Genomic DNA, 14,835 nt, shown 5'->3' with positions numbered 1-14,835 from the left:
GATTTCAGGATATGAAGGCAGAAAGAAATTATCTTGTAGAGAAGATATAATTGGGGGGCATAAAATTGGATTTATGTTAGGGGATAACGCAAGAACAGACTGGCAACGGTAAGGGAACCGAAATTTACTTGTACGGGATTGAATATTCCCGCCCTTTGGGGCGAACGGTATGTATTTCCACTCCGGAAAAGAGGGGGCGTGCGATATGTTTTCTATGTGCAGAGTCTGGAAGTATAAGTCTACAACTCTATCATGTTTTGGGGATGATCCTTTGTGGTCTTCAGACATTCAATCTAACCTTGCAGTTAATGAAAAAACGTATGGAGTTATCAGTACCAGATTCTGATTTACGACAGCATGAAGATCGTAGTGAAAGAGTCCGGTATTCCGGTTATACATGTCTGTCACAAATGAGGATTCGAATACATTTTCTGATAATTTTTGTTCGATATAGTTGTTTGTTACTGCAATTATTTATTATATTTAAGGCATAAATATAAATTATTATTATGCGTTTGAAATTGGTACTTAAAATTGTGGAAGGAACCGTTTTACCTTGTAATTATATGTATGAATTGTCAAGTTGTTTGTACAAGGTATTGAATGAAGGTAATCCGGTTTTTACTGCCTGGCTACATGATAAAGGATATTGTAAGGAAAAGAAAGCATTTAAATTATTTACCTTTTCGAATTTCTATTTTCCGTGTTTCAGAATCGAGGGGGATCGGATTTTTGTTTTGGCGGATACGGCCCAGTTGATTGTGTCGTTCTATCCGATAGAAGCAATTGATGCTTTTGTAATGGGTCTGTTTAAGAACAGGCAATTGGAGGTTGGTGACCGGAAATCGAGGGTCCGCTTTGAAGTCTTTAACTTAGAGCGGCAGGCTGAGCCGGAATTCACTTCCCGGATGTTTTTTAAAACTCTATCGCCTATGTTTATTGAAGAGCAATTACCGGAAACCCGGAAAGCGATACATCTTTCACCGGGGAATCCGAAGTTTGCAGAATTGTTGCATTTGAATCTGCTGGATAAATACAGGGTGTTTTATGGACAGGAACCCGATCCGTCCTGGCCTCTGACCCGCTTGCATTTGTTGTCTGAGCCCAAGCCTAAAACAATTGTGCTGAAGGTAGGTACTCCGGAGGAAACCAGAATGAAAGGATATACTTTCCGCTTTGAGCTGGAAGGACAGCCGGAATTATTGCGTCTGGGTTACGAAGGTGGTTTCGGACGATTGAACAGCCAGGGATTCGGTTGTGTGGAAGTGTTGAAACAGTGATAATAAGTTTAGTGTGTGTGGTGTTTGAGTTTTTATTCTGTTGTAAACGGGAAAACAAAACTTTTAACTCCTTGTTTGGGTATCCAGGTTGTTTTGGGTGAATTTGTAATAGTAGTGGGATAGAATTGAAATAACCCGCCGATGTCCATCGGGATACCGTAGGTACTTATTTTAATTGACCTAAGTAGATTTTTACAGAATGAAAATAAAACAATAATATGCTTCAGGAAATTAATAACTTTATGAATAGTTTGCCTGCTGAGTTAAAGCAGGCGGGGCTGAAGCCTAAAGAAGGACTGCATGTTTTGCTGAAAATCCAGGAAAAGGAGGGAACTCATTTTATGGACGAACAGTCTGTCTGCCGGGTTTGTCTGACCCGGAAAGCGACAGAATTCGATTATCCTTTTTTACAGCATTGTGCTGAGCTGGCTCAGGTGGGATGGTGTGTGAATACCAATAAATGTTTCGATCTTCCGGCTAAGGGGCTGCATTCCTGTTCTCCTTATTGCATTGCCTTGAAACGGGAATCTCTGGAAGGAGGAGGAAAATATGCGAAAGATAAGACTAAAATCTACGACCGTATCGATACTTATTTTGCTAATGCTTTATCCTACGTCGAAGAGGATAGCGAGAAAGAAAGAATAAGGGTTTTTCAGCATTTTATCAACTCCAAAGAGAAACTGAATGCTTTATTTGCCTGTTTTCAGTCAGAGGTTGATGAAGTCAAGGATAAGGAGTACATTATTCTTTATTTGGAGGAGGAGATGGAAAAATATCGCCGGGTTCATGAAAAATATTTGTCGGACAAATTATTCAATACCAATGAATACAATATTTCGGTAGAAAATCAACTCTATGGGACCAGCGATTTCCTGAATGGATTTCCAACTAAAAAGCCTTTTTTATCCCATCAGTCGGCTGTTTTCGATATTGCCGGGCGGATTACCGGAGAGATGGCTGGAAATCTCCATGATTTTCAGGAAATCATGCGCCGGAATGTTTTACCCCGTCCTTTGCCGTTGTTTGTTTACCGGGAAGAGTTGCAGACCGAAATGCTTGCGGTTTTCTCCCGGTATTTGGCGGATGGCAAGAGGATCGGTTATCAGGAGATCATACGGGAGCTTTATAAAAATCATCAGGACGATATCGGTGATTATTATTTATTGTATTACTATGGCGATACGGTTTGTGATTTCGATTTTGTTTCCCGTTTCCGCTATCGTTTGCAGAGTGGGGATAAAGAAGGTTGGATGGTAAAAGATCATTTTCAGATCGGTTTTACGGAGAAAATAAGCCATGTATTTGAGTTGGAGGAAAAAGTGTTACGCGAAATATTTAATAACTCGTTGATTACACGAACGAAAGCCGGAGATACACAACGTAAATATTTCGATGAATTAGAACCGAAATACTGTAAATCGGAAAATAACTATTTATTGGTATTGAAGTATCGGCAAGCTTTTTATGATTATATCTATAAATCCAGATTACAGGCTGTTACCCGTCCTATGTTCGATCATATTTTATTGACCGGTATTTTGGAGGATATCCGTTTGGATGAATTAAAAGGAAACCAGCATACCCAACGCTGGGGGATTTTGTCTAAAATGAACATTTGGTTCAGTTTGGCTGAACGTTTTGATTTACAATTTAAAAATACAGATACTATGGCAAGTAAATTGGAAGAACAGAGAGTGTTTATGGTTGCCTTATCGCAAGGTGAGGCTATATTGGAAAACGACGAACAATATGCTTTTGCAGCCGGACAGGTGATTTACTATTTATTACATAAGAGTAAGACGGCAGACAAAAGTTATAAACGGCTGGAGCCTTTTTTGCAGCAGGTGCACGCCTCTGAATTGAATAAAGCGATTGCCCGGCTTTTCGATACCTATAAGCATGAGAATTTTTCAGGCAATTTCCGTCATCCGTTTGCATCGGTTATGGCCTATCAGACCCAAGCGAATATGCGGGACTACCTGCCCATGATGCTGGCCGGGATTTTTTCGGATAATCTGCTTTTTAGCGTTAATAAATCAGAAGAAACAAATGAAGAAAACTAACTTAAAATAAAACATTATGAGTAATACATTTAAAAACAGAGTGTTTGGTTGTGTGGTAATCAAATCTGTCAATTCCAATTATAATGCGGACTTTTCACATCAGCCCCGTACTTTGCCCGATGGGTCGGTATATGCAACAGATAAAGCATTGAAATATACCGTTCGGAATTATATAGATAAAAATTATCCGGAAGACAAGGTATTTTATTTTAAAAGCCTGAATGGAGATATGCAGCCCCGGGATTTAGACCAGAATTATGCCCGTTTCTTCGGCGATTATCCGAAAGCGGATAAGAAAGAGGCGGTCAAGGCGCGTAAAGTGATTCTGGGAAATTTGTTGAGCTGTCTGGATGTACGGTTATTTGGCGGAACTTTTGCCAGTAAAACGGCCAATTTGTCTATTCATGGTGTTGTACAACCGACGCATGGGGTGAACCGATATGTGGAAGGGATTATCTATTCAGAGCAGATTGCTTCGCCTTTCCGGAACTCCAATGATAATAGTACGGATTCGATGCAAACGACTTTAGGAACCCAATTTAAATTACAGGAAGGCCATTACGTACATCATTTTTCAGTCAATCCCGGTAATTTAGACGAACTGACTGAATTTGTCGATAATGGAAGATTAACGGGGGAGGATATTGCCAAATTGAAAGAAGCTTTACGTTGCGGAGTGACATATTATGATTCCTCTTCCAAGGCAGGAACGGAGAATGAGGCCTTGTTGTGGGTGGAATTGAAAGAAGAGTCGAAGCTGGTATTACCCTCTTTCGTGGATTTGATAGAGGTAAATGCAGAACGGGAAATTGATTTTGCGAAAGTGAGTACCTTATTGTCCAAAGAAAAAATCAAAAATGAGATCTCAAAAATTGAATTGTTTTACAATAAGGGAATTACAAAAGTGATTCATCTGCCGGAAGGAACGGTCGAACTTGAATTGAACGGGTTATGAATAATCAACGACTGATTTCATTTGATATACAGGCTGATTTCGGTTTCTTCAAAAAGCCCGATTACAATGATGGGGTGTTGCTGACCTATAATATGTTACATAAGCCCGCCCTGTTAGGCATATTGGGGGCTATTATCGGTTTGCGGGGTTATCGGAAAAAAGGAGAATGGCCGGAATATTACCAGCGGTTGGCTGCCCTCCCGGTGGGAATAGAACCTTTGGAGGGGAGACATGAGAAAGGGAATTTTCAGAAAACGATAGTCAAGTATACGAATACGGTCGGATATGCTAATCAGGATGGTAACCTGCTGGTTGAAGAGAGTATGCTGATTCGTCCGGCCTATCGCTGCTATCTTTTGTTGTCGGAAGAGCATCCGGATCACCGGAAGTTGTACGAGTATATCCGGGAAGGATGGGCCGAGTATATTCCCTATTTGGGTAAAAATGAATATCCGGCCTGGTTCGGAGATTCGTTCCGGGAATATGCTTTTAAAACTTTTGTACCGGAAACTGATTTCCGGGTTTCATCCTTGTTTATCAAAGAAGGAGTATTGAAAGGACAGCAGGTAAAGGCCAGTTTTTCGTTTTCGCTGAAAGGCATAGTGAATCGAGGTAGTTTTGTGTATTTCGAACGTTTGCCTGTTGGTTTTCATCCGGTTCTGATGCAATATGAATTGGCCGACTTCGCTTTTACGGATTGGACCTTACAGGCTGCCACGCAGATGGTAAATTTGTATCAGCTGGAAGAGGAAGGAAAGATTGTTCAATTGTTTTGAATATGAAAGACTGTAAAGAAATAATTCAGGGCCAGATGGAGTTATTGTTCGGCAGGTTGAAAAATGATTCTTATCTGGCACATATTTGTCCCGGAAAATCTGCCGAATCTTTGCAGGAACATACGGCCAAAGTGGTTGAAAGGGCTTGTTGGCTGATCGGCAAGCACGGTTTGGAGAAGGTCGTCGATCGTTTGATTCCGGGGATTGCCGGAAAATACTCGGAGAATGTGCAGGAAGAGTTGAAACGGATGTTTATGGCGGTGTTTGTTTTTCATGATACAGGTAAGGTAAACGATAATTTTCAATATTCCAGGATGTTGAATCGGTTGTTTAAACATCGGAAGACGGAAATATTGGTACCTGCCTATGGACATTCGTTTTTGAGCGCCTGGCTGTTTCTGGCTTTTGAATTGGACCGTGTGTGGCAAGATCCGTGCCTGACGGAGGAAGAAAAAAAGATGCTGTTTGTCTATGCTTTTTTCTTTGCCTATGTTATCCGGCAGCATCATAGCGGCGGTTTGGGATGTGCCGATGAGGAGGAGTTTTTTAATTCATTTGCCGGGGGATATGAAGAATTGCATACTTATCTGACGGTTTGGGGATATGAAGGGGATTTTACTTGTGTCGAAGCTGTATTCGAGCATATTGTTGCTATCCGAAAGGAAACGGATGCGCAACGGGAAGCTTCTTTTGCTTTGTATGCGCTGATTAAATTGAATTCTTCTGTTCTGACGGCTGCCGATTATCTGGCGACTCATGCATATATGACTGGGAGACAGGTGAAAGAGGCCGGAATTTTTGAAGACCGTCACCGGGTAGAGGAAATGATCGGGCATCTGCGAAATTACAAGCATAACCGGGGGATATATGAACAATTGGATAAATTTGTTTTTGAGTATCCGCAGGAAAAATCCGGTGATCACTTGAATCGGCTGCGAACCGGAATGGCTGTGGAAGTCATCCGGACCGTTCGTGAACATTCTGATGATCGTTTGTTTTATATTGAGGCTCCGACGGGAGGGGGAAAGACAAATTTATCCATGCTGGCGGTGACTGAATTAATGGCCGTCCATCCTGAGATTCAGAAAGTATTTTATGTATTTCCCTATACGACTCTGATTACCCAGACAAATCAGACACTGAAAAATGCTTTGGGCTTGACTTCTACGGAACTGGCGGAGTTACATTCCAAAGCCGGATTTAATGAAAAAACGGAGGAAAGAGAGGATGGACTGTATGCGGATAAAAAGCAGGATTATATCGATCGTTTGTTTGCCCTTTTTCCTGTGTGCGTTATGTCGCATGTGAAGTTCTTCGATATGTTGAAAACAAACCGGAAGGAAGCGAATTATTTACTCCACCGCCTGGCGAATGCGGTGGTGGTTATCGATGAATTGCAGACCTATAATCCGCTTTTGTGGGATAAAATGTATTATTTGATTGAACATTATGCCCGCTTTTTTCAGGTTCGTTTTATTCTGATGTCCGCGACTTTACCTAAGATCGGTAAACTGAGAATTCCTTTGAAGGAAAGAACCGGATTTGTGGATTTGTTGCCTCAGGCAAAATCTTATATGCAGAATCCAAATTTTGCCGGGAGAGTGGAGTTCAGGTTTGAGTTGTTCCAGGAAGAGATCGATATGAACGATTTAGCGGATTTTGTTCTTGGGAAATCAGTGGAATATCGGGATAAACCGGGGAAGAACGGGACGGTTCATACCATAATAGAGTTTATCACTAAAAAATCTGCCGCGGAATTTTATGCTTTCATACAAGAAAAGGAGCCCTTTTTTGACGAGGTATTCCTTCTCTCCGGGACAATTCTGGAACCCCGGAGGCGGGAAATTATCAATGAGCTGAAAAATCCGCTCAGCCGGAAGAAAAATATATTGCTAATCACGACACAGGTTGTTGAAGCTGGGGTCGATATCGATATGGATTTAGGATTTAAAAATATATCCTTGATCGACAGTGATGAACAGTTGGCCGGGAGGGTAAACCGGAATGCCTGTAAAGTGGGCTGTGAAGTCTATTTGTTCCGACTGGATAATGCAAGTGTCTTGTATGGAAAAGATAAAAGATATCAGATGGTCCGGGAACAAATTTCTGTCGGTGAATATGAACGTATTCTTCGTGAAAAAGATTTCGGATGTTTGTATGAATTGGTTTTTGAGAAGATAAATTGGATGAACGAACAGACTTATGTGCAGAATTTCCGTTCGGGATTTTTGAGATTTGTCGAAGGGTTGGATTTTCAACAGGTAGATCGTAATTTTCAGGTAATCGAGCAGCAGAATGAAACTGTTTTTGTCCCTATACCGTTGCCGGTAGAAGTGGATTCGATGACAGAAGGTGTTAAAGAGCGTCTGTTTTCTGACCGGGAACTTCAATTTCTGGAAGATTTTGGGGTTGTGCCTTGTGAGGGACTGTTGGATGGAAAGGAAGTGTGGGAGGTGTACGAACGTCTCGTATATCGTGATCATCCTGCAAAATTTGATCTGGAAGAAAAGGTCGGTTTTAAAATCATGCAGCGGATATTGTCGTGTTTTACTTTTTCTTTGGTTGGTTATTCGAAAGAATTGCAGGAGTTGAAAGGGGGGACGGGGGAAGAAAAGTTGGGGTATTTTTATTTATCCCATTGGGAAGATGAGGGGGTGAACGGAAAATTGTACGACTATAAAATGGGATTGAATAACAGAGCATTGAAAGATATAACTTTTATATGATAAATGTGACAGGAACTTTGATTAATCTTTATCAGGTGTGTAAACGGGAAACGTGGTTACATGCCAATGGTATCCGGATGGAACATACCTCGGATGTAGTCACGGAAGGAAAGCTGGTACATGAGACTTCGTATCCGAACCGGGCAGCCAGATATGAAGAAGTGAGAATCGGTGGTTCTGTGATTGATTTTTATGATCCGAAAGAGAAGGTGATTCATGAAATCAAAAAATCTACATCGAAAGAGGAGGCGTATATCTGGCAGGTGAAATATTATTTGCTTTTGTTTGAACGGGAAGGAATAGCCGATGTGGTGGGGATGTTGGAATACCCTTTACTGAGGGAGACGATGCGGGTGGAGTTGGAAGAGGGGGACCGGGAAATATTGCGTCAGATGGAGGTGGAGATCCGACAGCTGATCGGGGAGGAGGCATGTCCGCCTGCTTTATCCAAAGGAAAATGCGGAGCCTGTTCATATTATGAATTTTGTTATTCCGGAGAAGGGGAATGAAACAGGGAATAAATGTTTTTTAATGGACTTAAAATTGTTTTATGAAAAGGACGTACTATTTATTTAATCCCGGGCGGTTGAGCCGGAAGGATAATACGCTGAAATTTACTCCGGTAGACGAAGAGGGACAGGAAGGGCAACCCCGTTACATTCCTATTGAAACCGTAGATAATCTCTTTGTATTCGGTAGTTTGGATACCAATAGTATGATGTACAATTTTCTGGGTAAGCATCAGGTGGCGGTTCATTTTTTCGATTATTATGAACATTATACCGGTTCGTTTATGCCTAAAGATTACCTGTTATCCGGCAAGATGCAGATTGCCCAGATGAAGCACCATATCCGGCAGGAAAAACGGATGGCAATTGCCCGAAGTTTTATCGATGGGGCAGCGTTTAACATGTTGAAGAATCTGAGATATTATACGAATCGGGGAAAAGATACCAGGCAACAGATTGAACGGATAGAAGCCTATATTCCATTGATTGCTACTGCAACCGATATTCCGATGTTGATGGGAATCGAGGGGAATATCCGTCAAACCTATTATGAGGCATTTGATACGATTATCGATGGTTTTTCCATGGGAAACCGGACAAAGATGCCACCTTCCAATGAGGTGAATGCGATGATTTCTTTTGCTAACAGTATGTGTTATTCGTTATGTCTGGATGCCATTTATCATACCCAATTGAATCCGACGATCAGCTTTCTGCATGAGCCGGGGGAAAGGCGTTATTCTCTGGCTCTGGATATGGCAGAAATCTTTAAACCCATATTGGCGGACCGATTGATTTTCTCCATGTTTAACCGTAAACAGTTAAGGGAATCGGATTTCGATCAACACTTAAATCGATGTCTGCTAAAGCAATCTTCTATGAAAAAAGTAGCCCAGGAATGGGAAGAGAGGACGAAAGAGACGATAAAACACCGGAAGTTGGGAAGAAGTGTCAGTTACAGGCATTTGATTAAATTAGAATGTTATAAACTGACCAAGCATTTATTGGGGATGGAAGAATATAAACCTTTGAAAATGTGGTGGTAATGTATGTCATTTTAGTATATGATGTCGATCAGAAGCGGACGGCTAAAATGTTGAAATTGTGCCGGCGTTACCTTTCATGGATACAAAACAGTGTATTTGAAGGGGAGATTTCAGAAGTACAGTTGAAGCAATTAACATCGGAAGCCCGGAATCTTATGGATGAAAAGGATAGTTTGATTTTCTTTAAAAGCCGGGACGAAAAATGGCTGGAAAAAGAGATTATAGGAGATGAAAAAGCCAGCGTTTCTAATTTTTTATAGCGTCGACCTTAAAAAAATGATTGGGGGTTGAGAGAGTAATTACAATAGAAATGGAATAATAGTTCTTTGACATGTTGAAAATGAATAATTTAAAAGTTGTTGTCGAAGGTCAGGGTAAATTTAAGAATTGAAGGTCGACTGCAAATGTTTGTAAAAAATGAGAATAAATGGATGATAAATCATTGATTTTGAAGTATATTTGTTGGCGTTTTTAACGGCTTTTAATTGAACTAAGGTAGAATTGAAACTGTTTATGTTGACATTCAGTGTAAAACTTATTGACGACTTTTAATTGAACTAAGGTAGAATTGAAACTCTTCTGATTCGTCTAATCTTATTGGTGACGTTGTCTTTTAATTGAACTAAGGTAGAATTGAAACAACTCAAACTGCTGGTCCATCGCTAAGCCGAGAACACTTTTAATTGAACTAAGGTAGAATTGAAACTGGTGTTAAGCACACTCGGCCTGTTCTCGGCTTAGCTTTTAATTGAACTAAGGTAGAATTGAAACATTGTTTACTCGTACCCAGCCTGTAAATACGGCTGCTTTTAATTGAACTAAGGTAGAATTGAAACTAAATAAAGATAAATCTTTATGGCAGAGAAAGCCATCTTTTAATTGAACTAAGGTAGAATTGAAACATGGGAGAAGAATGAGCCTTATACGTATAATTTTGACTTTTAATTGAACTAAGGTAGAATTGAAACATACTTTGAATAACATAGTACAATTATTTATGGTGACTTTTAATTGAACTAAGGTAGAATTGAAACAGAATTAGACGATTTAGAGGCGAACCGGGCAAAGTTGCTTTTAATTGAACTAAGGTAGAATTGAAACTTTGCGAATAGTATTTTTTGAGTATATCCAACAACCGGCTTTTAATTGAACTAAGGTAGAATTGAAACATTCTTTATTTTACGTGTTAAATTCTTGTAAACCTCACTTTTAATTGAACTAAGGTAGAATTGAAACTTTTAAAAACGCCCGCAAGCCGGTTTCTGCAAATTGCTTTTAATTGAACTAAGGTAGAATTGAAACCGGTTGACACAACCGAGATACAGGGAAACGCAATTGCTTTTAATTGAACTAAGGTAGAATTGAAACATGTACGGCAAACGTACAACGTCCCATTCGTGGAAACTTTTAATTGAACTAAGGTAGAATTGAAACACTTATCGGGAATGCTGTTTATGTATGCACAAATACCTTTTAATTGAACTAAGGTAGAATTGAAACAATGCTATTGGTTTATTGAGGACGGCAAATTTAAAACTTTTAATTGAACTAAGGTAGAATTGAAACTTTGTAAATGCGTTTTTAGCGAACGGGGCGATAAGTCTTTTAATTGAACTAAGGTAGAATTGAAACTATTTCAAAGTTGCTTTAATTGAACGACTGCACAAACTTTTAATTGAACTAAGGTAGAATTGAAACTCGGATTATACGCATTGCATCGCATAAATATTCCGGCTTTTAATTGAACTAAGGTAGAATTGAAACAAATGACGGAACAGGAGGTTAAGACAATCCAAAACACTTTTAATTGAACTAAGGTAGAATTGAAACACTATTAAGACGCTGTTTATTTCCGTCTTGAAAAACCTTTTAATTGAACTAAGGTAGAATTGAAACATATATTGCACAAAGCAAAATGATAGGTTTGTACTACTTTTAATTGAACTAAGGTAGAATTGAAACTTTTCGACGAAAACGGCGCAATCGGCGCAATCAAGCTTTTAATTGAACTAAGGTAGAATTGAAACACATTTGCACCGGGTTCCGCAAATCGGGTTGTTTGTCTTTTAATTGAACTAAGGTAGAATTGAAACATAGTAGAGCATTGTAAAAATATAACAATAGATATGCTTTTAATTGAACTAAGGTAGAATTGAAACCTTCTTCCGCAAAAGAGTTTGAAAAATCATGGCGGCCTTTTAATTGAACTAAGGTAGAATTGAAACTGTTTCTATTAAAGGATTATTTTATTTGCTCCCGACACTTTTAATTGAACTAAGGTAGAATTGAAACAAGAATAATTCGCCCTGCTCAGAATTGTGGATATTACTTTTAATTGAACTAAGGTAGAATTGAAACATGGGAGAAAAACGAGCCTTATACATATAATTTTGACTTTTAATTGAACTAAGGTAGAATTGAAACTAACTTTTCCCTTTTAAAATTTTGCCTTTCGTGCTACTTTTAATTGAACTAAGGTAGAATTGAAACTCGATTCACTCTTCTTGTCCTTACTATGCAAAAGTGACTTTTAATTGAACTAAGGTAGAATTGAAACATGGGAGAAAAACGAGCCTTATACGTATAATTTTGACTTTTAATTGAACTAAGGTAGAATTGAAACATAAGACTCGCTATCTGTGCTTTGCGAAAATCACTACTTTTAATTGAACTAAGGTAGAATTGAAACTTTTTATAAGTGAGACTAACAAAATAACAATATTTCCTTTTAATTGAACTAAGGTAGAATTGAAACAGGCATGTTGTCTTTGGCTACAATTAAGAATCGATTCTTTTAATTGAACTAAGGTAGAATTGAAACAAGAATTACTCTCGCGTTTCGAAAATAATTCCTGCATCTTTTAATTGAACTAAGGTAGAATTGAAACATATTAGACGCAGAACCTCCAATACGAAAACAAGTACTTTTAATTGAACTAAGGTAGAATTGAAACTAAGAAGATTTACATCAGTATTCATATGAATACAACCCTTTTAATTGAACTAAGGTAGAATTGAAACCGGTTCCACTGATCCAAAGACCACTGATTCTGGGAATCTTTTAATTGAACTAAGGTAGAATTGAAACCGTTGTTCCGCTTTTGGATTATGTGATTACTGGTCACTTTTAATTGAACTAAGGTAGAATTGAAACATGTGTAAACATTCGAACCAACGCTCGGTTGATAAGCTTTTAATTGAACTAAGGTAGAATTGAAACAGAGAAACCATCCAAGCATCGACTTCAGCCGGAGACCTTTTAATTGAACTAAGGTAGAATTGAAACTGAATTCAGGTAACTTTGCTCCGACTGGTAATTATCCTTTTAATTGAACTAAGGTAGAATTGAAACAGAGAAACCATCCAAGCATCGACTTCAGCCGGAGACCTTTTAATTGAACTAAGGTAGAATTGAAACTGAATTCAGGTAACTTTGCTCCGACTGGTAATTATCCTTTTAATTGAACTAAGGTAGAATTGAAACTTTGAGCAATCTCCTTCTGACCTTTATTGTAAATCTCTTTTAATTGAACTAAGGTAGAATTGAAACCTTTTCACGGTGTTAAGCATGTGCGGCCTGTTCTCGCTTTTAATTGAACTAAGGTAGAATTGAAACCTTATAAAAATGAGTTTATCCCTTATTACGAAGTTGACTTTTAATTGAACTAAGGTAGAATTGAAACATTCTACCTACTTTGAAAACAAATAAATAAAAGGATACTTTTAATTGAACTAAGGTAGAATTGAAACTACCATCTTTGTAATGCAACTCTAGCATCTTCTCTGCTTTTAATTGAACTAAGGTAGAATTGAAACTTTTATATTTCACATTGAATATAATACAACGAATTGCTTTTAATTGAACTAAGGTAGAATTGAAACTTGCCTTTATTCTATAAAGCAAATATACTTCATATTCTTTTAATTGAACTAAGGTAGAATTGAAACGAAAATTTTGCAATTTCCTTTATATCACATAATAATCTTTTAATTGAACTAAGGTAGAATTGAAACAGGTATCGAATTAGATACCTTTAAAATTTTAATCCCTTTTAATTGAACTAAGGTAGAATTGAAACCAAGGAAGGGGAAGAGGATTTTGTACATCGGTTACAGCTTTTAATTGAACTAAGGTAGAATTGAAACCCGGAAGAGCCGATCTTAGCGTCATAACCGGAAGAGCTTTTAATTGAACTAAGGTAGAATTGAAACTTTAGGTTAAGTATTTCTCTCACACCTTTGACCCATCTTTTAATTGAACTAAGGTAGAATTGAAACTGGAAGAAAATACACTAGTGAAGGTGAAATAAATTACTTTTAATTGAACTAAGGTAGAATTGAAACTTGATTTTGACTGTTCTACATATTCCGACATCTGCTCTTTTAATTGAACTAAGGTAGAATTGAAACTCTTCTTTTAATACCTGTATTTCTTTTACTTTAAGCTTTTAATTGAACTAAGGTAGAATTGAAACTCCACAACCGCTTTTCTGGCATCCGCTTGCTCCTTCCTTTTAATTGAACTAAGGTAGAATTGAAACATGTCTTTTCCATGTTTTTTCTTTTAAAGAATGAGTCTTTTAATTGAACTAAGGTAGAATTGAAACTCCATACCGATAGCTAAACGCCATTCTGCAATACTCCTTTTAATTGAACTAAGGTAGAATTGAAACTGCCAGATCGGTTAGTTCATTGATACCTTCAATCCCCTTTTAATTGAACTAAGGTAGAATTGAAACTGGGTTGGGGTAACAACGGATGGGGAAATGGTGGCTTCTTTTAATTGAACTAAGGTAGAATTGAAACTGGAGAATGTCCCAGAAAAATAAGCTTGTGGAAATCCCTTTTAATTGAACTAAGGTAGAATTGAAACATTTTTCTGTCCACGCAGTTTTCATGCGGCACCACCCTTTTAATTGAACTAAGGTAGAATTGAAACTTTTTCCCCATGGAATGAAAACCGGTGGATTCACCCCCTTTTAATTGAACTAAGGTAGAATTGAAACACACTTTCCCCGAAACCACCGAAACCATGCCCGGCGCTTTTAATTGAACTAAGGTAGAATTGAAACCGTATATGGCTACGTGGTTGGGTACGGTTTATTCCTACTTTTAATTGAACTAGGGTAGAATTGAAACTGGACTCAACCTGGCATGTTTTTATTAACCGTCCCGGATAAGGGTGAGATTCCGAAATGTCAGTTTGTCGCCGGGGTATTGATCTTCTCGGAACGATGAATATTGGATTGAATATATTGCAGGATATTCAAAGCTCTTTCTTCCGGACATTTATTCATTTGCCGGGGAAGAAACAGGGCGATATTGCGGGCGACAACAATGATGGTGGTATTGATTACCTGGGCGATAATCTTTTTACTGTAGAGATTCCGGTTTACGTACTTCCGGATGATCGTTTCTACCAGCGATTTATCCGTTTTATGGCGTAAAATACAGCCGGGTTGATGATTGGCATGTTATAA

At 38.5% G+C, this 14,835-nt stretch carries 8 protein-coding genes, 1 pseudogene and 1 CRISPR repeat array; of the genes and pseudogenes, 8 read left to right on the top strand and 1 reads right to left on the bottom strand.

Annotated features, from left to right (window positions below; genetic code table 11):
• The first annotated feature begins 509 nt into the window (after positions 1-509).
• The 8 genes from cas6 to cas2 all read left to right on the top strand — a co-directional run bounded on the left by cas6 (position 510) and on the right by cas2 (position 9,615).
• Entirely contained in the window at positions 510-1,280 is a 771-nt protein-coding gene (gene cas6 / locus ODOSP_RS06455) for a CRISPR-associated endoribonuclease Cas6 (protein WP_013611559.1), read from the top strand.
• A 242-nt stretch (positions 1,281-1,522) separates the two neighbouring features.
• A complete protein-coding gene (locus ODOSP_RS06450; RefSeq protein WP_197699709.1) occupies positions 1,523-3,343 on the top strand; it encodes a hypothetical protein in 1,821 nt (606 codons plus the stop codon).
• A gap of 16 nt (positions 3,344-3,359) precedes the next feature.
• Positions 3,360-4,298: a type I CRISPR-associated protein Cas7 gene (locus ODOSP_RS06445; protein WP_013611557.1), complete on the top strand. Its 939-nt coding sequence runs from the start codon at positions 3,360-3,362 to the stop codon at positions 4,296-4,298.
• Positions 4,295-5,074, top strand: coding sequence for a type I-B CRISPR-associated protein Cas5b (cas5b, locus tag ODOSP_RS06440; RefSeq protein WP_013611556.1), 780 nt, complete (start codon positions 4,295-4,297; stop codon positions 5,072-5,074). Before ODOSP_RS06445 ends, cas5b begins: the two co-directional genes overlap by 4 nt.
• 2 nt (positions 5,075-5,076) lie before the next feature.
• Complete coding sequence (locus ODOSP_RS06435) at positions 5,077-7,800, top strand: CRISPR-associated helicase/endonuclease Cas3 (protein WP_041556492.1); 2,724 nt, start codon at positions 5,077-5,079, stop codon at positions 7,798-7,800.
• On the top strand, positions 7,797-8,309 hold the full coding sequence (cas4, locus tag ODOSP_RS06430) for a CRISPR-associated protein Cas4 (RefSeq protein ID WP_013611554.1): 513 nt from the start codon (positions 7,797-7,799) through the stop codon (positions 8,307-8,309). The genes ODOSP_RS06435 and cas4 overlap by 4 nt, the downstream gene beginning before the upstream one ends.
• A 41-nt stretch (positions 8,310-8,350) precedes the next feature.
• Complete coding sequence (gene cas1b / locus ODOSP_RS06425; RefSeq protein WP_013611553.1) at positions 8,351-9,355, top strand: type I-B CRISPR-associated endonuclease Cas1b; 1,005 nt, start codon at positions 8,351-8,353, stop codon at positions 9,353-9,355.
• A complete protein-coding gene (gene cas2, locus ODOSP_RS06420) occupies positions 9,355-9,615 on the top strand; it encodes a CRISPR-associated endonuclease Cas2 (RefSeq protein ID WP_013611552.1) in 261 nt (86 codons plus the stop codon). The genes cas1b and cas2 overlap by 1 nt, the downstream gene beginning before the upstream one ends.
• A 218-nt stretch (positions 9,616-9,833) precedes the next feature.
• A CRISPR array of direct repeats spans positions 9,834-14,494; the repeat unit is 30 nt; unit sequence CTTTTAATTGAACTAAGGTAGAATTGAAAC.
• A 62-nt stretch (positions 14,495-14,556) separates the two neighbouring features.
• Here the strand turns inward: cas2 and ODOSP_RS20180 are convergent.
• Positions 14,557-14,829 (bottom strand): annotated as a pseudogene (locus ODOSP_RS20180) (AraC family transcriptional regulator); the annotation flags it as partial.
• Positions 14,830-14,835: the final 6 nt, after the last annotated feature.

It is taken from the genome of Odoribacter splanchnicus DSM 20712 (assembly GCF_000190535.1).
Lineage (GTDB): Bacteria > Bacteroidota > Bacteroidia > Bacteroidales > Marinifilaceae > Odoribacter > Odoribacter splanchnicus.
The sequence above is the reverse complement of the archived record's forward strand: the minus strand, read 5'-3'. Positions and strand labels throughout refer to the sequence as shown.

Coding starts and splice junctions, on each gene's coding strand:
- cas2 (WP_013611552.1), top strand. CDS start 9,355: ATGTATGTCATTTTAGTATATGATGTCGATCAGAAGCGGACGGCTAAA.
- cas4 (WP_013611554.1), top strand. CDS start 7,797: ATGATAAATGTGACAGGAACTTTGATTAATCTTTATCAGGTGTGTAAA.
- cas1b (WP_013611553.1), top strand. CDS start 8,351: ATGAAAAGGACGTACTATTTATTTAATCCCGGGCGGTTGAGCCGGAAG.
- ODOSP_RS06435 (WP_041556492.1), top strand. CDS start 5,077: ATGAAAGACTGTAAAGAAATAATTCAGGGCCAGATGGAGTTATTGTTC.
- cas5b (WP_013611556.1), top strand. CDS start 4,295: ATGAATAATCAACGACTGATTTCATTTGATATACAGGCTGATTTCGGT.
- ODOSP_RS06450 (WP_197699709.1), top strand. CDS start 1,523: ATGAATAGTTTGCCTGCTGAGTTAAAGCAGGCGGGGCTGAAGCCTAAA.
- cas6 (WP_013611559.1), top strand. CDS start 510: ATGCGTTTGAAATTGGTACTTAAAATTGTGGAAGGAACCGTTTTACCT.
- ODOSP_RS06445 (WP_013611557.1), top strand. CDS start 3,360: ATGAGTAATACATTTAAAAACAGAGTGTTTGGTTGTGTGGTAATCAAA.